Source organism: Actinoplanes palleronii, assembly GCF_016862315.1.
GTDB lineage: Bacteria > Actinomycetota > Actinomycetes > Mycobacteriales > Micromonosporaceae > Actinoplanes > Actinoplanes palleronii.
This window is the reverse complement of the sequence record NZ_BOMS01000024.1, coordinates 102,316-126,453: the sequence shown is the minus strand read 5'-3', so window position 1 is coordinate 126,453 and position 24,138 is coordinate 102,316. Positions and strand designations below refer to the sequence as shown.

General features: G+C 71.0%; 20 protein-coding genes. 14 read left to right on the top strand and 6 right to left on the bottom strand.

Annotated elements, in window-relative coordinates; translation table 11 throughout:
- Window positions 1–91: 91 nt before the first annotated feature.
- Together truB and Apa02nite_RS51875 are read left to right on the top strand one after the other, a co-directional pair.
- The gene (gene truB / locus Apa02nite_RS09400; protein WP_203824692.1) at window positions 92–979 is read left to right on the top strand and encodes a tRNA pseudouridine(55) synthase TruB; all 888 of its coding nucleotides are present in this window, start codon (window positions 92–94) and stop codon (window positions 977–979) included.
- A 42-nt stretch (window positions 980–1,021) separates the two neighbouring features.
- Window positions 1,022–2,485: a GGDEF domain-containing protein gene (locus Apa02nite_RS51875; RefSeq protein ID WP_275412451.1), complete on the top strand. Its 1,464-nt coding sequence runs from the start codon at window positions 1,022–1,024 to the stop codon at window positions 2,483–2,485.
- Between the two features lie 171 nt (window positions 2,486–2,656).
- On the opposite strand, the gene Apa02nite_RS09390 is transcribed toward Apa02nite_RS51875, so the two are convergent.
- On the bottom strand, window positions 2,657–3,058 hold the full coding sequence (locus Apa02nite_RS09390; protein WP_232344073.1) for a response regulator: 402 nt from the start codon (window positions 3,056–3,058) through the stop codon (window positions 2,657–2,659).
- A complete protein-coding gene (locus tag Apa02nite_RS09385) occupies window positions 3,055–5,898 on the bottom strand; it encodes a response regulator (RefSeq protein ID WP_203824691.1) in 2,844 nt (947 codons plus the stop codon). The genes Apa02nite_RS09390 and Apa02nite_RS09385 overlap by 4 nt, the downstream gene beginning before the upstream one ends.
- Before the next feature lie 100 nt (window positions 5,899–5,998).
- On the opposite strand from Apa02nite_RS09385, the gene Apa02nite_RS09380 reads away from it, so the two are divergent.
- The 6 genes from Apa02nite_RS09380 to dapB all read left to right on the top strand — a co-directional run bounded on the left by Apa02nite_RS09380 (window position 5,999) and on the right by dapB (window position 12,982).
- Complete coding sequence (locus Apa02nite_RS09380; protein WP_203824690.1) at window positions 5,999–6,931, top strand: bifunctional riboflavin kinase/FAD synthetase; 933 nt, start codon at window positions 5,999–6,001, stop codon at window positions 6,929–6,931.
- A gap of 145 nt (window positions 6,932–7,076) precedes the next feature.
- Window positions 7,077–7,346, top strand: a complete 270-nt coding sequence (rpsO, locus tag Apa02nite_RS09375) for a 30S ribosomal protein S15 (RefSeq protein ID WP_067689242.1) — start codon at window positions 7,077–7,079, stop codon at window positions 7,344–7,346.
- Between the two features lie 189 nt (window positions 7,347–7,535).
- Entirely contained in the window at window positions 7,536–9,875 is a 2,340-nt protein-coding gene (locus Apa02nite_RS09370; protein ID WP_067689245.1) for a polyribonucleotide nucleotidyltransferase, read from the top strand.
- 84 nt (window positions 9,876–9,959) lie between these two features.
- Complete coding sequence (locus Apa02nite_RS09365) at window positions 9,960–11,249, top strand: M16 family metallopeptidase (protein ID WP_203824689.1); 1,290 nt, start codon at window positions 9,960–9,962, stop codon at window positions 11,247–11,249.
- A gap of 87 nt (window positions 11,250–11,336) precedes the next feature.
- Window positions 11,337–12,233, top strand: coding sequence for a phosphatase PAP2 family protein (locus Apa02nite_RS09360; protein WP_067689767.1), 897 nt, complete (start codon window positions 11,337–11,339; stop codon window positions 12,231–12,233).
- On the top strand, window positions 12,230–12,982 hold the full coding sequence (dapB, locus tag Apa02nite_RS09355; RefSeq protein WP_203824688.1) for a 4-hydroxy-tetrahydrodipicolinate reductase: 753 nt from the start codon (window positions 12,230–12,232) through the stop codon (window positions 12,980–12,982). Before Apa02nite_RS09360 ends, dapB begins: the two co-directional genes overlap by 4 nt.
- A 17-nt stretch (window positions 12,983–12,999) precedes the next feature.
- Here dapB and Apa02nite_RS09350 read toward each other — a convergent pair whose 3' ends face one another.
- On the bottom strand, window positions 13,000–13,572 hold the full coding sequence (locus Apa02nite_RS09350; protein ID WP_067689251.1) for a GNAT family N-acetyltransferase: 573 nt from the start codon (window positions 13,570–13,572) through the stop codon (window positions 13,000–13,002).
- Window positions 13,573–13,581: 9 nt separating this feature from the next.
- Window positions 13,582–14,085 carry a GNAT family N-acetyltransferase gene (locus tag Apa02nite_RS09345; protein WP_203824687.1) on the bottom strand — a complete coding sequence of 168 codons (504 nt, stop codon included), beginning with the start codon at window positions 14,083–14,085 and terminating at the stop codon, window positions 13,582–13,584.
- A 41-nt stretch (window positions 14,086–14,126) separates the two neighbouring features.
- Here Apa02nite_RS09345 and Apa02nite_RS09340 point away from each other — a divergent pair, with 41 nt between their 5' ends.
- From Apa02nite_RS09340 to Apa02nite_RS09320, 5 genes are all read left to right on the top strand, one after another.
- A complete protein-coding gene (locus Apa02nite_RS09340) occupies window positions 14,127–15,344 on the top strand; it encodes a winged helix-turn-helix domain-containing protein (RefSeq protein WP_203824686.1) in 1,218 nt (405 codons plus the stop codon).
- A 17-nt stretch (window positions 15,345–15,361) separates the two neighbouring features.
- On the top strand, window positions 15,362–15,901 hold the full coding sequence (locus Apa02nite_RS09335; RefSeq protein WP_067689259.1) for a DUF2752 domain-containing protein: 540 nt from the start codon (window positions 15,362–15,364) through the stop codon (window positions 15,899–15,901).
- 26 nt (window positions 15,902–15,927) lie between these two features.
- Window positions 15,928–16,821 (top strand): 4-hydroxy-tetrahydrodipicolinate synthase, encoded by an 894-nt coding sequence (gene dapA, locus Apa02nite_RS09330; RefSeq protein ID WP_067689262.1) that lies wholly within the window; start codon window positions 15,928–15,930, stop codon window positions 16,819–16,821.
- Between the two features lie 13 nt (window positions 16,822–16,834).
- Complete coding sequence (locus Apa02nite_RS09325) at window positions 16,835–18,523, top strand: ribonuclease J (protein ID WP_067689265.1); 1,689 nt, start codon at window positions 16,835–16,837, stop codon at window positions 18,521–18,523.
- A gap of 114 nt (window positions 18,524–18,637) precedes the next feature.
- Window positions 18,638–20,254, top strand: a complete 1,617-nt coding sequence (locus Apa02nite_RS09320) for a S1 family peptidase (RefSeq protein ID WP_203824685.1) — start codon at window positions 18,638–18,640, stop codon at window positions 20,252–20,254.
- Window positions 20,255–20,315: 61 nt separating this feature from the next.
- Here the strand turns inward: Apa02nite_RS09320 and Apa02nite_RS09315 are convergent, their stop codons facing one another.
- Complete coding sequence (locus Apa02nite_RS09315) at window positions 20,316–20,723, bottom strand: YbjN domain-containing protein (RefSeq protein ID WP_239164211.1); 408 nt, start codon at window positions 20,721–20,723, stop codon at window positions 20,316–20,318.
- Between the two features lie 87 nt (window positions 20,724–20,810).
- Here Apa02nite_RS09315 and Apa02nite_RS09310 point away from each other — a divergent pair, with 87 nt between their 5' ends.
- Window positions 20,811–23,336 carry an FtsK/SpoIIIE family DNA translocase gene (locus Apa02nite_RS09310; protein WP_203824684.1) on the top strand — a complete coding sequence of 842 codons (2,526 nt, stop codon included), beginning with the start codon at window positions 20,811–20,813 and terminating at the stop codon, window positions 23,334–23,336.
- Window positions 23,337–23,479: 143 nt separating this feature from the next.
- Here the strand turns inward: Apa02nite_RS09310 and Apa02nite_RS09305 are convergent, their stop codons facing one another.
- The gene (locus Apa02nite_RS09305) at window positions 23,480–23,935 is read right to left on the bottom strand and encodes a DUF3291 domain-containing protein (protein ID WP_203824683.1); all 456 of its coding nucleotides are present in this window, start codon (window positions 23,933–23,935) and stop codon (window positions 23,480–23,482) included.
- Between the last annotated feature and the right edge of the window lie 203 nt (window positions 23,936–24,138).

The window sequence follows — 24,138 nt, the reverse complement described above, 5'->3', positions numbered from 1 at the left end:
CGGCCCGTGAGGCACCCCTGAGCACCAGCCGGGGAACCGCGGGTCGCGAGGCAGCGGTGGGTGGTGGCGGGGTGGGCCATAGGGTGGGCGGGTGAACGTGGATGGACTGATCGTGGTGGACAAGCCGGCCGGGATGACGTCGCACGACGTGGTCTCGCGGATCCGGCGGCTGGCCAAGACCCGCCGGGTGGGGCACGGCGGGACGCTGGACCCGATGGCGACCGGAGTGCTGATCATCGGGGTGAACCGGGCCACCCGGCTGCTGACCTATGTGATCGGGTCGGAGAAGAGCTACGCCGGGACGATCCGGCTGGGCCAGTCGACGGTCACCGACGACGCCGAGGGTGACGTCACCACGACCGCGTCCACGGCCGGGGTGACCGACGAGGCGATCCGGGCCGGGCTGGCCGTCCAGGTCGGTGAGATCGACCAGGTGCCGAGCGCGGTCAGCGCCATCAAGATCAACGGGCAGCGGGCGTACAAGCGGGTGCGCGACGGCGAGACCGTGGAGATCCCGGCCCGGCGGATCACCGTGCACCGGCTCGAGGTGCTGGACATCCGCCGCCCGGACGGCGAGGACGTGATCGACATCGACGTGGACGTGACCTGTTCGTCCGGCACCTACATCCGGGCCATCGCCCGCGATCTGGGGACTTCGCTCCAGGTGGGCGGTCATCTCACGGCTCTGCGGCGTACGGCGGTGGGCGGGCTGACCCTGGACACCGCGCTCACCCTGGAACAGCTCGAGGAACGGGCGCCCGACGTGATCGGGCTGCCGATCTCGGACGCCGCCCGGCGCGCGTTCCCGGAGCGGGTGGCCACCGAGGAGGAGACCCGGGTGCTGCGCCACGGCGGGCCGCTGGAGACGGTGGGCATCGACGGGCCGTACGCGGTCTTCTCCCCGGAGGGCGAGGTCCTGGCGATCGTCAGCGAGCGGGACGGCCGGGCCCGCGCCGAGATCGTCCTGCTCCCGGCCTGAGGTTTCGCTCACTCCGCGCGCTGCCGGGCCGATAAGGGTCGCATGAGACGTGTCCCGGCCGCCGCGGTGCCGGTACTGGCCGCGGTGGCGGGCTCGGTGTCGGTGGTCGCCCCCGGTACGTCCGCCGCGCACGTCGCGTACCTGATCGGGTTCACCGTCGTGGTGGTCTGCGCGTGGCTGGGACTGCGGGCGATCGAGGGTCCGAGCGTGGGCGCGTACCGGCTGATCGTGGCCGCGTTGACCGTCTGGCTCACCGGCGACGTGCTCTACGACGTGCTGAGCCGGGTGGCCGGCCCGCTCGGCGACGTGTCGCCGTCCGACCTGCTGTGGCTCTCCGGTTATCCGCTGCTGGTGACCGGCATGGTCAAGCTGGTCCGGCTGCGGGCGCCCGGCCAGCAGCGCGACGGGTTGCTCGACGCCGCGGCCATGACGACCGTGGTGGCCTGGCTGTTCTGGCAGTTCCTGATCCTGCCGGCCGCCGAGGACCAGACGTTGTCGCCGGCCGTGCTGATCGGGGCGCTCTACCCGTTCGGGGACGTGACGTTCTTCGCGGCCACCGCGATCCTGGTCTTCGCGCCGGGCTCCACCCGGGGACCGGCGCGCTACCTGGTCGCCGCGCTGACCCTGACCCTGATCGGCGACATCAGCATCTCGCTGCTGCCGACGGTCTTCCCGGAGCTGTCCCGATCGGGGCAGGCGGACCGCTTCGACGGGCTCCTGCTGCTGGCGAACAGCCTGCTCGCGGCGGCCATCACGCACCGGGACGCGGCCCGGGTCGCCGAACCGGACCGCACCGCCGGTCAGCAGCGGCTGCATCCGGCCCGGGTGGTGTTCCTCGGTATCGCGCTGGTGGTGCTGCCCACGGTCGCCGGGTGGCACTCGTTCGGCACCCTGGTCAGCCGGGTCTCGCTGCTCGTCTCGATCGCGCTGCTGACCACGGTCATCCTGGTCCGCTTCGTGCTGGTGGTCCGGGAACAGGAACGGATCAAGGCGGCGTTGGCGCATCAGGCCGAACACGACCAGCTCACCGGCCTGGCCAACCGCGCGGCCCTGCACGCCCGGCTGGAACTCGACCTCTACGGCGCCGCCGGCTTCGGCCCGGTCGTCCTCTACCTCGACCTCAACGGCTTCAAGCAGATCAACGACCGGTACGGCCACGCGGCCGGCGACCTGATCCTCGTCGAGTTCGCCCGGCGGCTGACCAGCACGATCCGCCCGGCCGACACCGCGGCCCGGCTCGGCGGCGACGAGTTCGTGGTCCTGGCCCTCGGTCTCGACGACGAGGCCGCAGCCCGCGACCTAGCCGACCGGCTGCGCGCGCTGGCTGACGAACCCGTCGTCTGGAACGGTGAGAGTCTCCCGTTCGGCGTCAGCGTCGGCCTGGCCGCGTGGGGCCCGCTCGACCACCCGGACGCGAACACCCTGCTGGCCACGGCCGACGCCGCGATGTACGCCGAGAAGGTCGCCCGCAAGGAAGCCGCCGCCCAGGTCCGCCAGGCGGCCTGACGTCACGAGCTGTGCCTCAGGGGTGTCTCCGCGCAGCGGAGGCACCCCTGAGAGCCAGCCGAAACCTGGAGGCGCGCCGTGGTCCGGTGTGGCGCGGTCTGGCGCGGCCTCACGGGCGGGGCTCGGCCCGTAGCCTACGGACGGCCGCTCCCTATTCGTACCCGATAGGGGTTAAGGGCGCAGGTGGCGGGCGACCGTGGCGACCAGGTCGGCGGCGGCGTAGGGCTTGTCGAGGAAGTCGTCGCAGCCGGCGTCCAGGGCGGCCTTCTGGTCCTGCGGCAGGACGCTGGCGGTCACCGCGACCACCACCGGTTTCGGGCGGTCCGGGGGCGGGTCGCCGGCCTTGAGTTCGCGGGCCAGGGTCAGGCCGTTGCCGTCGGGCAGGTTCAGGTCGAGCAGGATCAGGTCCACCTCGGTGTCGTCCAGCCGGTCGCGGGCCTCCCGCAGGGTGGTGGCGTCGACCAGCTCGGCGTTGCGGACCGCGTCCACTCCGGCACGGGACAGCACCGCCTTGACCAGCATGCGGTTCAGTTCCTCGTCCTCGACGAGGAGGATGCGGCGCCGGTCGGTCACGGGTTCTCCTTCGGAACTGCGGTCCCGGACGTCGCCGGGGTGAGGAGGGCGGACTCGGGCGGGTGTGCGGTGCCGGAGAAGCGGCCGGGCAGGCCCGGCACCGCGCCGCGCAACGGGAGGGCGAGCGGGATGCTGCCGGCCGCCGGGTGCGCGCCGCTGGTGGTGCGCCGGGCCGCCGGATGCGCCGGGTGGTGCGGGAGGCCCGGGTGGTACGCCGCCGGGTGCCGGCCGAGCAGCGGCGCCAGGCTGTCCCAGCCCGCGCCGCCGGCCATCGCCTCGGCGACCACACCACCGGCCATCGCGGTCGCGATCAGCGGTGCGGTGTCACCGGGCTCGCGATCGGACAGGGCCGCCGCGCTGAGGCCGAGCACCGGGGTGTGCCGCCCGGACGGGTCCTGCTCGATCGCGGCGAGCAGGCTGAAGCCGTCCACCGACGGGGACTGCATGTCGCAGACGATCAGGTCGAAGCTCTCCGCGCGGCTGCGGGCCAGCCCGTCCCGGCCGTCGGCGCAGGCCACCACGTCGGCGCCGCCGGCCCGCAGGCCGTCCTCGATCGCCTGGCGGACCGCGTCGTCGTGGTCGATCACCAGCACCCGCGGCGCGGGCCGGGTGGCGATCGCGTTGGCCAGCGCGGTGAGCAGGGCCGGCTGGTCGACCGGCTTGACGAAGTAGTCGTGCGCGCCGAGGGCCAGCCCGGCCGCGGCCTCGTCCAGGATGCTGGCGAAGAAGACCGGCACGGCGGCCAGCCCGGCGTCCGTCTTCAGCCGCCGGATCACCTCCCAGCCGGAGATGCCGGGCAGCTCCACGTCGAGCACGATGGCGTCCGGCCGGTGTGCCCGGGCCACCGCCAGCCCGCTCTCCCCGGTGCCGGCCACCTCGACGCGGTACCCGGCGTTGTTCAGCTGGGTCTGCATCAGCTCGGCGGAGTGCGGGTCGTCCTCGATCAGCAGCACGTACGGCGAGTTCGTGGCGCCCGCGGCGGTCGGCTGGGCCACCGGTGCGTCAGGTAGTCGTACGGTGAAACAACTGCCCTGGCCCGGAGCGGACCGCAAGGTGATCTCGCCGCGCTGGGCCTGCACCATCCGGCGGGTCAGCGCCAGGCCCAGCCCGGTGCCGGCCTGCCGCCGATCGGGGTCGCCGACCTGCTGGAACTCCTCGAAGACACGCTCCGCGTCGTCGGCCGCGATGCCCACGCCGGTGTCGGTCACGGTGATCGTCACCTGGTCGTCCGCGGCACCGGTGGCGATCGTGACGGTGCCCTCGGCCGGGGTGAACTTGATCGCGTTGGAGAGCAGGTTCTCCACCACCTGTCGCAGGCGGAGCCGGTCGGCCAGCGCGGTGACCGGGGTCAGCTCGGTCCGTACGGTCAGTTTCTTCTCCGCGAACAGCGGCGCCAGCGTGGTGAGCAGCTCCTCGATCGCGGTGTCCACCCGGACCGGCGCGACCCGCAGGTCCATCCGGCCGGCCTCCACCTTCGCCAGGTCCAGGATGTCGTTGATCAGGCCGAGCAGGTGCCGCCCGCTGCTGTGGATGTGGTCGACCCAGTCGGCCGGCACCCGGCGGCGGTCGCCCTCCGGCTCCTCCAGGCGCATCAGGTCGCTGAACCCGATGATCGCGTTGAGCGGGGTGCGCAGCTCGTGGCTCATGTTCGCCAGGAAGTTGCTCTTCGCCTCGTTCGCCCGGGTCAGCGCCTCGACCGAGTTGCTGAGCTCGGACCCCAGCCGGCGCTCGCGGACCGTCACGGCCTGGCGTTCGGCGAGGATGCCGGCCTGGCCGCCGAGCTCGGCCAGCAGGCCCAGGTCGTCGTCGCTGAACAGGTTGCGGTACCGGTTGAGCAGCAGCACCCAGCCGGTCACGTCCGGCGGGACCGGCATCGGCAGCACGGTGACGAAGTCGGCGCGCAGCCCGGCGCCGAAGTGCCGGACCAGCGCCGGGTCACCCTCGCGCAGCCGCAGCGGGCGGCCGGGGCGGACCAGCGCGGCCAGGTCGGCCTGGATCGGCTCGTCCGGCACGTCGAGCGGCGGCCCGGCGTACCCGATCTGCTCCAGCGAGCCGTCCGGCAGCGCGTGGTGGGGCAGCAGCACGGCGACCGCGTCCGCGCCGGTCTGCACCCGCATGATCTCCGCGTACGTCTGCCAGACCTGCTCGGGGGAGTCGGCCGGCCCGTGCAGCAGCCGCCGGGTGATCGACTGGGCGGCGCTCGCCGAGGAGAGCCGGCGCAGCCAGTCCGGCGGCACGAACGCGAGCAGGTAGCCGAGGCCGCTGGCCAGGGCGAGGATCCGGCTGACCGCCCGGGCCGGCGAGTCGCCGTCCGGGGCCGCGCCGATCAGCATCACCATCACGCCGAACACCAGGGTGGCGCCGGCCGCGGTCATCAGCCGGACCCGGTTCGTGCCGGTACGCATACGTGCCTTGCCGAACAGCAGGGCGGCCGCGCTGATCTCGGCGGCCAGGAAGTAGACCACCGCCACGCCGATCAGCCCGGGCGGCAGCGGCCGGGGGAGCACCGCCAGCGGGACCGCCAGGGCCACGTAGCCTGCCAGCGTGGCGCCGATCAGCGCCCGGGACACGTGCCGCAGCCGACCGGCCAGGCGCATGGTGAGGTAGGGCTGGGCCATCAGCGGGATCGCGGTGAGCGCGCCGGTCCAGGCCGGCCGGCTGCCGATGGTCTGCCACAGCACGTCCGCGCCGAAGGCCAGCGTGCACGGGCCGAAGACCAGGGTGACGTCACCCTGCAGCGGGTCGCGGCGGCGTAGGTATCCGAGCAGCGCGCGCAGGAAGAGCACCGCGAAGGTGATCTCCGCGGCGAGCAGGACTAAGCCGGTCCACTCGTCGCTCATATCGGTGCCAATCGTACCTATCCGGGCGCGCCCGAGGGGGGATACGCCGTCTCCGGGCGATCGATACGCTAGGGCTGACAACTGGGTGGAGGAGCTTTCGATGCAGCGGTGGCGGGGGTTAGAGGCGGTCCCCGGTGGCTGGGGCCGGTCGGTCGTGACCATCGGCGTCTTCGACGGCGTGCACCGCGGTCACCAGGCGATCATCGGGCACGCGGTGAAACGGGCCCGGGACCTGGGCCTGCAGTCGGTGGTGCTGACGTTCGACCCGCACCCGGCCGAGGTGGTCCGCCCGGGTTCGCACCCGGCGGTGCTGACCGAGCCGGTGCGCAAGGCTGAGCTGATCGAGCAGCTCGGGGTGGACGCGCTGTGCGTGGTGCCGTTCACTCCGGCGTTCTCGCAGCTCGACCCGAACGGGTTCGTGCACGACGTGCTCGTCGAGTCGCTGCACGCGGCCGACGTGGTGATCGGTGACAACTTCCGGTTCGGGCACAAGGCCGCGGGTGACGCGGCGCTGCTGGAGAGCCTGGGCACGACGTTCGGGTTCACCGTCGAGGACGCTCCGCTGGTCTCGGCGGACGGGGTGGTGTTCTCCTCGACGTACATCCGCAGCTGTGTGGACGCCGGGGACGTGCGGGCCGCGGCGGTGGCGCTCGGCCGGCCGCACCAGGTGGCCGGTGTGGTGGTCCGCGGCGATCAGCGCGGCCGCGAACTCGGTTTCCCGACCGCCAATCTGATGACGCATCGCTATGCCGCGGTGCCGGCCGACGGCGTTTATGCGGCCTGGCTCACGCGCAGCGGTGAGAATGCGGGCCGGTGGGCGGCGAGCGTGTCGATCGGCACCAATCCCACCTTCTCCGGGCGGGAACGGCGGGTGGAGGCCTACGCTCTCGACTTCGAGGGTGACCTCTATGGCGAGCGTGTCAGCCTGGACTTCGTGGCGCACCTTCGAGAACAGCGCACATACGATTCCATCGATCCGCTTATCGCGCAGATCCGGGCTGACGTGGAAGAGACCCGCGTGTTGCTCCGATAACCCCCTGGTAGGGTTTAACCGTCGTATGGATTATTCGACACCGGTCCTGCTGTGCTTCAACCGGCATGACGCTGCACCAAGCATGGCCTGCCCGACGCCGCGGGTCGCAGGATCGTTGATTCGGCAACACAGAAGTTCGGAGATCATGGCGCTCGACCAAGAGACCAAAACCAAGATCATGGGTGAGTACGCGACCAAGGAAGGCGACACTGGTTCGCCCGAGGTTCAGGTCGCGATGCTGACCAAGCGGATCGCCGACCTGACCGAGCACCTGAAGCTGCACAAGCACGACCACCACAGCCGTCGTGGTCTGCTGCTGCTCGTCGGTCAGCGCCGCCGCCTGCTGAACTACGTTCAGAAGAAGGACATCGCCCGCTACCGGACGCTCATCGAGCGCCTCGGCCTGCGTCGATAGTTTCACCCCCGGGAGCGGCTTCGGCCGCTCCCGGCGCACCACCCCACGGACCCGCGCGGCTCTCACACCGGCAGCACCGGTCTCCGGTAGTGGTTCCCAGGCAGACATACCTGGGTACTTCGATCGAAGACCGGCCTTCTGAACCGCGCTGTAGACCGCCGGGTCCCTCGACGAAGAGGAGCACTTCACTTGACAGAGCAATCCGCTCTCGGCACCGAATCTCGCACCGCCGTCATCGACAACGGGTCGTTCGGCACCCGCGAGATCGTTTTCTCCACCGGCCGCCTTGCCAAGCAGGCTGCCGGTTCGGTGATCGTCCAGCTGGGCGACACCACCGTTCTCTCCGCGACCACGGCCGGCAAGACGCCGAAGGAGCACTTCGACTTCTTCCCGCTGACCGTCGACGTCGAGGAGCGGATGTACGCCGCGGGCCGCATCCCCGGCTCGTTCTTCCGGCGTGAGGGTCGTCCCAGCGAGGACGCCATCCTCACCTGCCGCCTGATCGACCGGCCGCTGCGCCCGTCGTTCACCAAGGGCCTGCGCAACGAGGTCCAGGTCGTCGAGACGGTTCTCGCCCTCGACCCGCAGCACCCGTACGACGTCGTGGCCATGAACGCCGCCTCGATGTCCACCAAGCTCTCCGGCCTGCCGTTCAGCGGCCCGGTCGGTTCGACCCGCGTCGCGCACGTCGAGGGCCAGTGGGTCGCGTTCCCGACCCTCGAGGAGCTCGAGCGGGCCACCTTCGACATGGTGGTGGCCGGCCGGGTCCTGGCCGACGGCGACGTCGCGATCATGATGGTCGAGGCCGAGGCCACCCCGCACGCGATCAAGCTGATCCAGGCCGGCGCCGTCGCGCCGACCGAGGAGGTCGTGGCGAGTGGCCTGGAGGCCGCCAAGCCCGCGATCCGCGAGCTGTGCCGCGCGCAGAGCGAGCTGGCCGAGGTGGCCGCCAAGCCGGTCGCCGAGTACCCGGTCTTCCTGGACTACCAGGACGACGTCTACTCCGCGGTGGTCGAGGCCGTTCGCGGCGAGACCGCCGAGGCGCTGACCATCGCCGGCAAGGCCGAGCGCGAGGAAGCCCTGGACCGGATCAAGGCCAAGGCGCACGAGCTGCTCGACTCCCGGTTCGAGGGTCGCGAGAAGGAGATCAGCGCGGCGTTCCGCTCGGTCACCAAGTCCGAGGTCCGGGCGCGCGTGCTGCGCGACCAGATCCGGATCGACGGCCGTGGCCCGCGTGACATCCGTGGGCTGTCCGCCCAGGTCGGCGTGCTGCCGCGGGTGCACGGCTCGGCGCTGTTCGAGCGCGGCGAGACCCAGATCCTGGGTGTCACCACGCTGAACATGCTGCGCCTGGAGCAGTCGCTGGACACTCTCGCTCCCGAGAAGACCAAGCGCTACATGCACAACTACAACTTCCCGCCGTACTCGACCGGTGAGACCGGCCGGGTCGGCTCGCCGAAGCGGCGTGAGATCGGCCACGGTGCGCTGGCCGAGCGCGCGCTCGTCCCGGTGCTGCCGTCGCGCGAGGAGTTCCCCTACGCGATCCGTCAGGTCTCCGAGGCGCTCAGCTCGAACGGCTCGACCTCGATGGGTTCGGTCTGCGCCTCGACGCTGGCTCTGCTCAGCGCCGGTGTGCCGCTGAAGGCCCCGGTCGCCGGTATCGCGATGGGTCTGATCTCGGACGAGGTCGACGGCAAGACCGAGTACATCGCGCTGACCGACATCCTCGGTGCCGAGGACGCGTTCGGTGACATGGACTTCAAGGTCGCCGGCACCAGCGAGTTCGTCACCGCCCTGCAGCTGGACACCAAGCTCGACGGCATCCCGTCGGACGTGCTGGCCGGCGCGCTGCAGCAGGCGCACGAGGCTCGGGCCACGATCCTCGCCGTGATGACCGCCGCGATCGAGGCCCCGGCCGAGATGAGCGAGTACGCACCGCGGGTCACCACCGTGAAGATCCCGGTCGACAAGATCGGCATGGTGATCGGGCCGAAGGGCCAGACCATCAACGCGATCCAGGACGAGACCGGCGCCGACATCTCGATCGAGGACGACGGCACGATCTACGTCGGCGCGACGAACGGCCCGGCCGCCCAGGCCGCGGTCGAGCGGATCAACGCGATCGCCAACCCGACGATGCCGAAGGCCGGCGACCAGTTCCTCGGCACCGTGGTGAAGACGGCCGCGTTCGGCGCCTTCATCTCGCTGCTGCCGGGCCGCGACGGCCTGCTGCACATCTCCAAGGTGGGCGACGGCAAGCGGGTCGACAAGGTTGAGGACTTCCTCAACGTCGGCGACCGGGTCGAGGTCAAGATCGCCGAGATCGACGCTCGCGGCAAGATCTACCTGGACAAGGTCAAGCCGGAGGGCGCCGAGGCGCCCGCCGCCGCTCCGGCCGCCGCGCCCGCCGAGGGTGCCGCAGCCGAGGGTGGCCGCCCGCCCCGCGAGGACCGCGGTCCCCGTGGCGAGGGTGGTGGCGAGCCCCGCCGTCGCCGGGCCCGCCCGGCCGGTGGCGAGCGCCGCGACTAAGTGACAGCGAACAACCGCGGGCCGGCCGAGAGGCCGGCCCGCGTTGCTACCCCATCCAACCACCCCGCCGCCGCCCTAAAACGGATGAAAACCTCCATCCTGCAGGACGGCGTTCGTAGGACCGTCCTGCCCAGTGGCCTGCGCATCATCACCGAGGTGATCCCGCACACCCGCAGTGCCGCTCTCGGCATCTGGGTCGGGATCGGCTCCCGGGACGAGACCCCGGCCATGTCCGGCGCCTCGCACTTCCTGGAACACCTGCTCTTCAAGGGCACCCACAAGCGCACCGCCATGGAGATCTCCTCTCAGATCGAGGCGGTGGGCGGCGAGACCAACGCCTTCACCACGAAGGAGTACACCTGCTACTACGCGCGGGTGCTCGACAGTGACCTGTCGCTGGCGGTCGACGTGCTGGTGGACGCGGTGGCCGACTCGCTGCTCGAGCCGGCCGACGTGGAGACCGAACGTGGCGTGATCCTCGAAGAGATCGCCATGCACGAGGACGAGCCGGGCGACGAGGTGCACGACATCTTCGCCGAGGCGATCTACGGCAGTCACCCGCTCGGCCGGCTGATCTCCGGCACCCCGGAGTCGGTCACCCCGATGACCCGGAACCAGATCGACTCCTTCTACCGGCGCCGGTACAAGGCGCCGGAGGTGGTGGTCGCCGCGGCCGGGAACCTGGACCACGCCACGGTGGTCCGGCTGGTGCGCAAGGCGCTGGCCGGCAGCCCGCTGGACACCGGCGACGCCGCACCGGCCAAGCCGCGGGCCGCGGACAAGCGGGTCCGGGTCCTGAAGCCGCAGAACGTGGTCGTGCACCGGGACACCGAGCAGGCGCACATCGTGCTCGGCGGCGCCGGCATGAGCCGGTACGACGAGCGCCGGTTCGCCATGGGCGTGCTCAACAACGTCCTCGGCGGCGGCATGTCCAGCCGTCTCTTCCAGGAGATCCGGGAGAAGCGGGGCCTGGCCTACTCGGTGTACTCGTACGCCGCCCAGTACGCCGACTCCGGGCTGTTCGGCGTCTACGCCGGCTGCGCTCCGGGCAAGGCCGGCGAGGTGCTCGACCTGATCCGGACCGAACTCGAACGGGTGGCCGAGAGCGGAATCACCCCCGACGAGCTGGTCCGCGGCAAGGGCATGGTCAAGGGCTCGTACGTCCTGGGCCTCGAGGACACCGGCTCGCGGATGAGCCGGCTGGCCAAGTCCGAGCTGCTGCACGGCGACCTGATGGGCGTGGACGAGCTGCTCGGCCGGGTCGACGCGGTGACACTCGCCGATGTCGGGCAGGTGGCCGCGGATCTGCTCACCCGGAAACACTCCCTGGCCGTGGTGGGGCCGTTCGACGAGGGCGCGTTTCCCCCTGGTTAACCTTGCCCGGTGACGACGCTGGAGACCCCGCCCGATACGCCTGCCGCCCCGCTGCCACCCGATCTGCGCAAGCGTCGGATCATCGGGATGCTGATCTGGGCGGTGGTCTTCGCGGTCGGGGTCTACTTCATCGGGGTGCCGACCAGCGATCCGCTGATCGCGTTCGGCTGGCTGTGGCTGGCCACCATCGCCTGGCGCAACTACCGGCCGTGGAAGACCCACCTGCGGTTCCTGCGGGACTGGCTGCCGATCGCGCTGCTGCTGGTGGTCTACAACGTGTCGCGCAGCTGGGCCGACGACTTCTTCGCCCCGCACGTGACCCCGCTGATCGACGCGGACAAGGCGATGTTCGGCTGGCTCACCGGCGGCCAGGTGCCGACCACGTGGCTGCAGGAGCACCTGTACCACCCGGGGCAGACCCCGTGGTGGCTGGCGATCGTCACCCTGGTCTACGTCTCGCACTTCCTGACCGTGCCGACCATCGCGGTGGTCCTCTGGGTGCGTGACCGGGTGCCGTGGGCCCGGTTCATGCGCCGCTGGATCACGCTGTGCGTGTTCGGCCTGATCACCTACTTCCTCTACCCGGCCGCCCCGCCGTGGTGGGCGCACGAGTACGGCTACCTCGCCGAGCCGGTCACCCGGATCTCCACGAACGGCTGGGACGTGCTCGGCCTGCACGGCGCCGGCAACACCCTGAACGCGCTGCAGGTGGAGCAGTCCAACCCGGTCGCCGCGATGCCCTCGCTGCACACCGCGTGGGCCATGATGGCCGTCGCGTTCTTCCTCCCGCTGGTCCGCAAGCGGTGGTGGCCGGTGCTGCTGGCGTACCCGCTGGCGATGACGTTCACGCTGGTCTACACCGGGGAGCACTACGTGATCGACGTGCTGGTCGGGTGGGCCTACGTGGCGACGGTCTTCCTGGTGGTGGGCCTGGCCGAGCGGTGGTGGGCGGCCCGTCGCCGTACGTTAAGTTCGTCGGTGTGACTGAGCTGCGCGAACCCGTCCGTGTCGGTGTGCTGGGTGCTCGGGGCCGGATGGGCCTCGAGGTGTGCAAGGCGGTCGACGCCGCCCCCGACCTCGACCTGGTCGCGCTGATCAACCAGGGTGACCCGCTGTCCGCCGCCGCCGAGGCCCGTGTGCTCGTCGACTTCACCAACCCCGGCGTGGTGATGGAAAACCTGCGCTGGGCGATCGAGCAGGGCATCCACGTGGTGGTCGGCACGTCCGGCTTCACGCAGGAGCGGCTCGACCAGGTCCGCGGCTGGCTCGCCGAGAAGCCCGGGGTGGGCGTGGTGATCGCGCCGAACTTCGGGATCGGCGCGATCCTGATGATGCAGTTCGCCGCCCGCGCGGCCCGGTACTTCGACTCGGTCGAGATCATCGAGCAGCACCACCCGCGCAAGCTGGACGCGCCGAGCGGCACCGCGATGCACACCGCGCGGCTGATCGCCGAGGCGCGCCGGGCCGCGAACTGCCCGCCGATGCCGGACGCCACCCAGGAGGAGCTGGGCGGGGCCCGCGGCGCCGACGTCGAGGGGGTCCGGGTGCACGCGGTCCGGGCCGCCGGGTTGGTCGCCCATCAAGAAGTTCTTTTCGGTACGACCGGAGAGACCCTGACGATCCGGCACGACTCGCTGGACCGCTCCTCGTTCATGCCGGGTGTGCTGCTCGCCGTCCGCGAGGTCCTCACCCGTCCGGGACTGACCCTCGGCCTCGACGACCTGCTCGTCTGAGGAGGAGGCGAGCGGGATCAGCCGTCCAGGTTGTCGATGAGCTGGACGTGCAGGCGCAGCTGGGGGACCAGCATGTCGTCCACGTCCAGCGCCCGCCCGGCCCCGTCCGGCGCCCAGCCGGCCGACTCCAGGAACTTGCGCATCACCGCGTCCGCGTCGTACGCCCAGGCCACCGCGAACTGGAACTCGTCCTCGCGCCACAGGTCAACGGCCGCGGCGAGCAGCCGGCTGCCGTGCCCGCGCCGGCCCCACCGCGGCTCGATCAGCAGGTCGGTGACCGCCGCGACGGTGTCCGGCAGCGGCGGCTCCTCGGGGGCCAGAGCCGCCTCGTCGGCCGGCCCGGCGGCGGCGAACCCGACCACGTGCTCGGCGGTCTCGCTCTGCTCGACCGCGATCAGCACCCGGTGCCGTGGTGACGGCGGCGCGGTGATCGCCTGGGTCCAGCCCTCGGTGAGGACGTCGTCGCTGAGCTGGGCCAGGATGTGCGCCGGGAACATCCGCTTGTACGCGGTGCGCCACGTGGTCAGCTGGATGCGGGCGATCTCCGGAGCGTCGGCGGGACGCGCGGGACGGACGAAACCGTTTGCCATGGCGGCAGCCTACAGAGGACATCGGTAGCGGAGTTTCGGCAGCGCTACCCCGACCGCCGCGCGGTGTGTCGCGGGCACCCCGTCGGTGGTCATCCCGGCCCGCTGGTAGAACCGCCGGGCCCGGTCGTTGGCGGCCAGCACCCAGAGCCGCATCGCCGGGTAGCCCTCGTCGCGCAGCACCCGCCGGGCCGCGGTGAACAGCCGCCACCCGGTGTCGGTGCCCCAGGCGGGCGGGTCGACGTAGATCGCGTAGAGCTCACCGAGCGCCGGGTCCTCGCGGTCCGGCCCGAACGAGGCGAAGCCGGTGATCCGGTCGTCCCGGTCGGTGAGCAGGGTGTGCCGGCCGGGCTGCCCGTGCAGAGCGCGGCGGCGCCCGGCGAAGACCGCCGGGTCGAGCGAGGCCAGGTGGGCGGCCGGCAGCAGCCCGGCGTAGCTCGCCCGGGTGCTGCGCACGTGCACGCCGGCGACCGCGTCGAAGTCGGCCTCGGTCTGCGCCCGGATCACCGTCCCCACCTCGCCGACTGTGTCATACCCCTGGCCTACTCTGCTGATCGATGACCAGTGCCGAGAAGCTCTCCGTCGCGCAGGCCCGCCGGATCACGCTGGCCGCGCAGGGTTTCACCGACCCCAAGCCGGGTGGCGCCACCGACCTGCGCCACCTGCGCCGGGTGCTGCGCCGCCTGCACCTGATCCAGATGGACTCGGTGAACGTGCTGCAGCGAGCCCACTTCATGCCGCTCTACAGCCGCCTCGGCCCCTATCCGGCCGGCCTGCTGGAGCGGGCCGCCTATCGCAAGCCCCGCGAGCTGTTCGAGTTCTGGGGGCACGAGGCGTCGCTGATCCGGGCCGACCTGCAGCCGCTGTTCCGCTGGCGGATGGCCCGGGCGAGTGAGTATGCCTGGGGCGGCATGCGCCGGATCGTCGCCGAGCAGCCCGAGCTGGTCGCCTGGGTGCTCGACGAGGTGCGCCGGCGCGGGCCGATCACGGCGAGCGACATCGAGCACGACGCCCCGCGCAGCAAGGACAACTGGGGGTGGAACTGGTCGGTGGTGAAACAGGCTCTGGAGTGGCTCTTCTGGTCCGGTCAGGTGACCGCCGCCGAGCGCACCACGTCCTTCGCCCGGCGCTACGACCTGCCCGAGCGGGTCCTGCCGCCAGCGGTGCTGGCCGCGCCGACCCCGCCGCTCGCCGACGCCATCCGGTCCCTCGTCGATCTGTCCGGGCAGGCGCTGGGCGTCGCCTCCGAGCCCGAGCTGCGTGACTATTTCCGGCTGCCGGTCAAGGAGTGCCGGGCCGCGGTGGCCGAGCTGGTCGAGGAGGGTGTGCTGCGCCCGGTCGCGGTCCAGGGCTGGAAACCGGTGGCCTATCTGCACCGCGACGCGAAACTGCCCCGCCGGGTCGACGTGGCCACCCTGATCAGCCCGTTCGACCCGCTGATCTGGCAGCGGGAGCGCACCGAGCGGCTGTTCGACATGACCTACCGCATCGAGATCTACGTCCCCCGCCCGCAGCGGCTCTATGGCTATTACGTGCTCCCGTTCCTGCTCGGCGACCGGTTCGCCGCCCGGGTCGACCTGAAGGCGAACAGGCAGACCGGTGTGCTCGAGGTCCCGTCCGCGTGGCTGGAGCCGTCCGCCGGGCAGGACGAGACCGCCGTGGCGCTCGCCGCCGAGCTGCGCCGCCTGGCCGGCTGGCTGGGCCTGGAGGCCATCGCGGCCCCGGTGGCCGGCGACTTCGCCGGGCCGCTGAGCGAGGCGCTGAAAAGCCCGTGAGGTGTACCGTGGCGCCCATGAGCACCGTCCTGCCCCCGTGGCTGGCCTCCCAGCCGCTGCAGGGCCCGCCGGTGCCCCCGGACTGGCCGGCGTATCGGTACACCCCCGAGCCCGACCGGCTGACCCGCTTCTTCGACCGGCTGGCGACCCGCTCGCCGATGTGGCTCGCCCCGCTCGCGGTGCTGGCCTGCATGGGCGGCGCGGTGGGTTACACGCTGCTGACCGATCCGGTCTCGATGGAGGCCGGCGCGGCACCGACCTGCCTGCTGAAATACACCACCGGCTTCGTCTGCCCGGGCTGCGGCGGCACCCGCGCCGCGTGGTATCTGCTGCACGGCAATGTGCCCGCGGCCGCCCGGCACCACCTGCTGTTCGTCTTCGCGGTGCCGTTCCTGATCTACATGTATGTCGCCTGGGCCGGCCGGAAGGTGTTCAAGTGGCGGATTCCGCCGTTGACGCTCTCGCCGACCGCCATGATCACATTCATGGCGGTGTGGGGCGTGTGGAGCATCCTGCGTAACCTGCCGTGGGCGCCGTTCACCGCTTTCTACGTGTGAGCGGGCCGTCCGATAGGTTGTCAGGTATGACGCACGACCCGCGGCCGTTCGGACGGCTGCTGACCGCCATGGTGACCCCGTTCACCCGGGACGGCTCCCTGGACATCGAGGGAGCGGCCCGTCTCGCCGTTCACCTCGTCGACGAGCAGCGCAACGACGCGCTCGTGATCAGCGGCACCACCGGTGAGTCGCCGACCACCACCGACGCGGAGAAGGAGACGCTGCTCCGCGCCGTGGTCGAGGCGGTCGGTGACCGGGCCCGCGTCGTGGCCGGTGTCGGCACCAACAACACCGCGCACACCATCGAGCTCGCGCACACCGCGGAGAAGGCCGGCGCGCACGGCCTGCTGGTCGTGACGCCGTATTACAACAAGCCTCCCCAGGCCGGCGTGCTGCGGCACTTCCGCGAGGTGGCCGACGCCGTCGGGCTGCCGATCATGGCGTACGACATCCCGCACCGGGCCGGCACCGCGATCACGACCGAGACCATGGTCCGGCTCGCCGAGCACGAGCGGATCGTCGCGGTCAAGGACGCCAAGGGCGACCTGATCGCCAGCTCGTGGGTGCTGAGCCGGACCGGCCTGGCGTATTACTCCGGTGACGACGCGGCCACCCTGCCGCTGCTCGCGATCGGCGGCGTCGGCCTGGTCGGCACGTCCTCGCACTTCACCGGGGTGCTGGCGAAGAACATGATCGAAACGTGGGAGCGGGGCGACACGGCGGGTGCGCTGTCCCTGCACCGCACTGCACTCCCGCTGTTCACCGGCATCTTCCGGTCCCCCGGGACGATGCTGGTGAAAGCCGGGCTTAACGCTCTCGGACTGCCGGCGGGCCCGGTCCGGTCGCCGCTGGTCGACGCGAGTGACGAGGAACTGAACCAACTGCGCCAGGACGCCGCCGCGGCCGGCATCGTGCTCTGACAGGAAGAGGCGTATGAGTCAAGCTCACGTGGAGCTGGGTCCGCCGCCGCCGCTGCCGGAGGGCGCTCTACGCGTCATTCCGCTCGGTGGCCTGGGCGCCATCGGCCGCAACATGACGGTTCTGGAGTACGACGGGAAACTGCTGGTCATCGACTGCGGGGTGCTCTTCCCCGACGTCGAGCAGCCCGGTGTCGACCTGATCCTGCCGGATTTCGCGCCGATTCTGGACCGGCTCGAGGACATTCAGGCGATTGTGCTCACCCACGGGCACGAGGACCACATCGGCGCTGTGCCGTACCTTTTGGCCCACAAACCGGACATCCCGCTGGTCGGGTCGGAGTTCACCCTGGCCCTGGTCGAGGCGAAACTCGCCGAGCGCCGGCTGGACCCGTACACCCTGACCGTGCGCGAGGGCGGCATCGAGCGGCTCGGGCCGTTCGAGTGCGAGTTCTTCGCGGTGAACCACTCGATCCCGGACGCGCTGGCGGTGGCGGTGCGCACCCCGGCCGGTCTGCTGCTGCACACCGGCGACTTCAAGATGGACCAGGTCCCGCTGGACGGCCGGATCACCGACCTGGCCGGTTTCGCGCGGCTCGGCGCCGAAGGTGTCGACCTGCTGCTGTCCGACTCGACGAACGCCGAGGTCCCGGGCTTCGTCACGCCGGAGCGCGACATCGGCCCGGTGCTCAGCTCGATCTTCGGCAAGGCGAAGGGCCGGATCATCGTGGCCAGCTTCGCCTCGCACGTGCACCGCGTGCAGCAGGTGATGGACGCCGCTTGGGAATACGAGCGCAAGGTCGCCCTGATCGGCCGCTCGATGGTCCGCAACATGGGCATCGCCCGTGACCTGGGTCTGCTGCGCATCCCGGACGGCCTGCTGGTCGGCCTGGACGAGGCCACCCACCTGCCACCCGACGAGATCGTCTTCATGTCCACCGGGTCGCAGGGCGAGCCGATGAGCGCGCTGGGCCGGATGTCCAACGGTGACCACCGGCACATCACCATCCACTCCGGTGACACGGTCGTGCTGGCCAGCTCGCTGGTGCCGGGCAACGAGACCTCGGTCTACCGGGTGATCAACCGGCTGTCCCGGGCGGGCGCCACGGTCATCCACAAGGAGACCGCGAAGGTGCACGTCTCCGGGCACGCGCCGGCCGGCGAGCTGCTCTACCTGCTGAACGTGACCCGGCCCAGCAACCTGATGCCGGTGCACGGCGAGTGGCGGCACCTGCGCGCGCACGCCCAGCTCGGCATCGAGTCCGGGGTGGCCGCCGACCGCGTGGTGCTCTGCGAGGACGGCGACGTGGTCGACCTGGTCGAGGGCCACGCCCGCGTGGTCGGCCGGGTGAAGAGCCGGTACGTCTACGTCGACGGCCTGGCCGTCGGTGACGTCAGCGAGTCGCTGCTGACCGAGCGCCGGATACTCGGCGACGGCGGATTCATCTCGGCCACCGTGATCATCGACTCGGTGACCGGAAAGGTGGTCGGCGAGCCGAGCATCTCGGCAAAAGGTTTCTCCGAGGACCCGGACGCGTTCAACCCGGTCATCCCGTTGCTCACCGCGGCGCTGCACCGCTCCGCCGAGGACGGCATCACCGACGCTCACCAGCTACAACAGGTGGTTCGCCGGACGGTCGGGCGCTGGGTCAACGACGCGTATCGTCGCCGGCCGATGATCGTCCCGACGGTCGTGGAAGTTTAAGAATTCCTTTTGTACCTGTGAAAACGGCATAGAACTCATCCGTTTTCGGACGGGCTGCGTATTCCCAGTCACGGTGCCGCCCCCACGGCACCTGTGGCGGAGGGAGTTCTCCAGATGCAGCGCAGATCGATCGCCGTAGCCGCAGCAGTGGTGGCGGCGACCGCAGCAGCGGTCGCCTTCACCCTGCCGTCGATGGCCGACACGACGCCGGCCGGCGACAGCAGCGGTACGACGAAGGCGAGCGGGGGTGTGTCTCCGGACCTGCTCGCAGCGATGAAGCGTGACCTGGGCCTCGACGCGGCACAGGCGACCACGCGGCTGAACCGGTCGAAGTGGGCCGGTGGGGTCTCCGCGACCCTGGCCGCGGCCACCGGCGACGACTACGCCGGCGCTTGGCTCGCCGCGGACGGCACGACTCTCAAGGTGGCGGTGACCGATCCTGACGCGGTCGCCGTGGTGAAGAAGGCCGGTGCCGTTCCGGTGCTGGTCAAGCGCAGTGAGGCCCAGCTGGACGCGGCCAAGACCAAGCTGGACGACGCGCTGGCCAAGGCCGGCGACCTGACCGGCTGGTACGTGGACGCGCCGACGAACAAGCTGGTCGTCGTGGCGCAGCCGGGTGACAAGGCGGCCGCGCAGACATTCGCGCGCCGGGCCGGTCTCTCCTCCGACGCGATCACCGTGAAGATCAGCAACCAGCAGCCGAAGCCGCTGTTCGACGTGCGTGGCGCGGACCCGTACTTCATCTCGCTGGACGGCGGCACCGCCCGCTGTTCGATCGGCTTCTCGGTGGAGGGCGGCTTCGTGACCGCCGGCCACTGCGGGACGCCGGGCACCACCACGACCGGCTTCAACAACGAGGCGCAGGGTGTGGTGAAGGCCTCGGTCTTCCCGGGCGACGCCGACATGGGCTTCGTCGAGGTCAACGGCGACTGGACCCCGCGTCCGGTGGTGAACGACTTCAAGGGCAACGAGCTGCCGGTGGCCGGCAACACCGAGGCCCCGATCGGCGCCGCGGTGTGCCGTTCCGGTTCCACCACCGGCACGTTCTGCGGCACGATCCTGGCGAAGAACCAGACCGTCGTGTACCCGGAGGGCGCGGTGACCGGCCTGACCCGGACCGACGTCTGTGCCGAGGGTGGCGACTCCGGTGGCCCGTGGCTCTCCGGTGACCAGGCCCAGGGTGTCACCTCGGGTGGTTCCGGCGACTGCACGGTCGGCGGCGAGACGTTCTTCCAGCCGGTCAACGAGATCCTGGCGGCCGACGAGCTGACACTGGTCACCACGGGTGCCGAGGAGGGTGGCGCGACCGCCGCCCCGACCGCAGAGCCGTCCGACGCGGCCACCGTGGCCCCGTCCGAGGAAGCCCCGCCGGCCGAGGAGGCTCCGCCGGCCGAGGAGGCTCCGCCGGCCGAGGAGGCCTCGGAGTGCGCGGCGCTGCCGGTGCAGCGGACCGGGTCGCTGACCAAGTCCGGCACGGCGCAGGCCCAGCCGAACAACGGCGCCTTCCGGGCCCGGGCCGGCGAGCACGTCGCCTGCCTGGACTCGCCGGACGGTGCGGACTTCGACCTGGTCCTGCAGCGCAAGACGAACCACGGCTTCAAGACGGTGGCCACGGCCAAGGGTGACGACGTGAAGACGCTCAGCGTCAACCAGCGCTCCGGCACGTTCCGGTACGTGGTGGTCGCGTCGTCCGGCAGCGGTGACTACGCGCTCGGCTTCAACGTGCAGTAAGTAAGGACACGAGAAAGGCCGGGGCCACTGATGGCTCCGGCCTTTCTCGTACCGAAAAGGGTTAGTACTTGAGTTCGGCCAGCGCCTCGCCGAGCTTGCAACCGGTGGCGATCCCGCAGATCAGGGCCTGGTCGAGCTGCTCCGGCGTGATGCCGCGCTCCCAGTCGGTGGAGACCTCGCCCACCACGACCACCGCGCCGTCGTCGGTGACCTGCACGTACGCCTTCGGCCAGAGCTGGTCCCGGTTCCAGGTGTTGCAGAACTCGTAGAGCCGGGTGACGTCCTCGACCTTGAAGATGTGCTGCATCATCGCGCGGATCTGCAGCATCTCCTTGTTCTGGCCGAGGAGGAAGAAGTAGATCAGGTTGCCCTGGAAGTTCCCGGCGACGTCACCGTCCGCGTCGACGAAGTACGCGAACCCGCGCTTGTCGAGCGACGCTTTGATCATCTCGTTGTCTACTGGCTGCACGACACGAGCCTAATGCGGAGAAAAGTGAGAAGCCGTCACGGTGCGCCTTCTCGATGCATGGGGCGCCCGGGGGATACGGTGTCATCCATGGCGGGCCGTACTCCTCCGGCGAACCGGGGTCGCGCCGCGTCGGCGTCGCGCGGCACCGGGACCTCGCGTGCCCGGCAACCGGCGCGCCCGGTGAAGAAGGCGGCGGCACGACCGGTCGCCCGCAAGCGCGCGACACCGAAGAAGACCACCTCGCTCGGCGGCGGCGCCGCGATCGGGGTGGGCCGCGGTGTCAGCGCGCTCTGGATGGGTGTGGCGCACAGCCTCGGCTGGGTGGCCCGTGGCGCCGGCCGCAACGCCCGCAACATCGGCCCGGAGCACCGTCGGGACGGCGCGGGCCTGCTGCTGTTCGGCTTCTCGATCCTGACCGCGGTCGCGGTCTGGGCGCACGGCGCCGGGCCGGTGGGCCAGCGGCTGGCCGACGCGGTGCACCTGTTCTTCGGCGGCCTGGGGATCTTCCTGCCGCTGCTGTTCTTCTACGGCGCGTTCCGGCTGATGCGCGAGCCGGTCGACCCGGACCACCGGGGGCGCAACCCGGTCGGCTGGTCGGCGGTCATCATCGCGGTCTCCAGCCTGCTCTACATCTCCGACGAGCCCCGCGACGACCTCGCGCTGACCGGGAGCGGTGGCCTGCTCGGCTACGGCGTCGGCTCGGTGCTGGAGCGGGCGGTGAGCGCCTGGGTCGCCGTACCCTTGCTGGTCCTGCTCTTCGTCTTCGGCCTGCTGGTGATCACCGCTACCCCGATCGCCAAGATCCCGGAGCGGTTCCTGCTGCTGCTCGACCTGGTCAGCGGCCGCCGCCCGGAGCGCGCGCCGATCACCGGCCAGCTGCTCGACGACGACGTGCTCGACGACATCGAGGACGATCCGGTGCCGGCCAAGCCGCGCCGCCCGTCCCGTCGCCGACAGGCCGCCGCGGTGGCCCCGCTCGACGATCTGATGGAGCCGGAAGAGCCCGCCGAGGACCTGATCCTGCACGACACGGTGGCCCTGCCGAAGGTGCCGGGCAGCCGGAAGAAGCCGACCCCGGCCCCGCCCGCGGAGCATTCGCCGCCGCCCACCCGGGCCGAGCAGCTGGAGATCTCCGCGGTGCCCGGCGCCTACCGCCTGCCGCCGCCGAACCTGCTCGCCGCGGGCCTGCCGGCCAAGGCCCGCAGCCGCGCCAACGACGAGATCACCGCCGCGCTCACCGGGGTGTTCGACCAGTTCAACGTGGACGCGCTGGTCACCGGCTTCACCCGAGGCCCGACCGTCACCCGGTACGAGGTGGAGGTCGGCCCCGGCGTCAAGGTGGAGCGGATCACCCAGCTGTCGCGGAACATCGCGTACGCGGTGAAGTCACCGGACGTGCGGATCCTCTCGCCGATCCCGGGCAAGAGCGCGGTCGGCGTGGAGATCCCAAACACCGACCCGGAGAACGTGTCGCTCGGTGACGTGCTGCGGTCCCGGGCCGCCACCAGCGACCAGCACCCGATGGTGGTCGCGCTCGGCAAGGACATCGAGGGCGGCTTCGTGGTCGCCAACCTGGCCAAGATGCCGCACATCCTGATCGCCGGCGCGACCGGCGCGGGCAAGTCGAGCTGTCTGAACACGCTGCTGGTCAGCCTGCTCACCCGGGCCACGCCGGACGAGGTGCGGCTGCTGCTGGTCGACCCGAAGCGGGTCGAGATGACCGCGTACGAGGGCATCCCGCACCTCGTCACGCCGATCATCACGAACCCGAAGAAGGCCGCGGACGCCCTGGAGTGGGTGGTCCGCGAGATGGACATGCGCTACGACGACCTGGCCGCCAACGGGGTGCGTCACCTCGACGACTTCAACCGCAAGGTCCGCAGCGGCGAGATCGTCGCGCCGCCGGGCAGCGAGCGGGTGATGAAGCCGTACCCGTACCTCCTGGTGATCATCGACGAGCTGGCCGACCTGATGATGGTCGCGCCGCGCGACGTGGAGGACTCGGTCGTCCGGATCACCCAGCTGGCCCGGGCCGCCGGCATCCACCTGGTGCTCGCGACCCAGCGCCCGTCGGTCGACGTGGTGACCGGTCTGATCAAGGCGAACGTGCCGTCCCGGCTGGCCTTCGCGACGTCCTCGCTGGCCGACTCGCGGGTCATCCTCGACCAGCCCGGTGCGGAAAAACTGCTGGGTCGCGGCGACGGTCTGTTCCTGCCGATGGGCGCGTCGAAGCCGGTCCGGATCCAGGGCGCCTGGGTCGACGAGAAAGAGATCGCCGCGGTCGTCAAGTTCTGCAAGGACCAGCGCGAGCCGGAGTTCCGCGAGGACGTCACCGAGGCGCCGGCGCCGAGCAAGCAGAAGCAGATCGACGAGGAGATCGGCGACGACCTGCAGGTCCTGCTGCAGGCCATCGAGCTCGTGGTGACCAGCCAGTTCGGCTCGACGTCGATGCTGCAGCGCAAGCTGCGGGTCGGCTTCGCCAAGGCGGGCCGGCTGATGGACCTGATGGAGACCCGCGGCATCGTCGGGCCGTCCGAGGGCTCCAAGGCCCGCGACGTGCTGGTCAAACCGGACGAGCTGGAAGAGGCGCTGGCTTCCCTCAAGGTCGACTGAAAATCAAGATCTTCATGTCGTGCGCTCCGGCCGATAACTGATCGCTGCTCCCGCCGGGACCCTTGCGGGCTTCGCAGGCCGCTGGCGCGGCCAGAACGCGAAACCCGCAAGGGCGACGTCCGCGGGTGGGCGCGGTCAGAGCCTCAGATCAACACCGGGGCGGGGAACGTCTGCCGGAAGGTGAACGCCTCGGGAGTCGGCCCGTCGGCCTGCAGCCGCCCGAGCCGGGAGAGCGCCTGCCGCATGGTGGGGATCCGCCCGGCCGGGATCCACCACATCACCAGCGCGGCCTGATCCCCGTTCGGGACGAACCAGTCCCGGCGGCGGCGCAGGTAGTCGAGGTGCGTGCTCTGGTAGGCGTAGGCGCGCAGGTGCTCGGGTGACTCCCAGACCGAGAGCGTGTAGATCCGGCGCGGGTCCTCGGGCGCCCGGATGGTGCCGTCGCCGTATTCACCGGCCAGTCGCCAGACGAAGCCGGGGGACCGGTCGGCCAGCTCGTTCATCATCGGGACACCCTCGGCGAACTCGGCAATCGAGGGATCTTCCAGCGGGGCGCGGAGCACGGCGGTGTTCATCTGGGCCAGGTGGAAGGCGCTCATGCCCTCAGCTCACCAGCCCACCCCTCTAATGTCAACTAATTTAGTTTTTAGACTCCCACCCGCACTGCGTGGGGAGTTGTGGTGCGGAGCGAGCCGAAAGTCCCCACGCGACGCGTGAAGAGCCGTTGTGTGGGGAGTTGTGGTGCGGAGCGAGCCGAAAGTCCCCACGCGAGGGGTGAAGAGCCGCTGTGTGGGGACTTTCG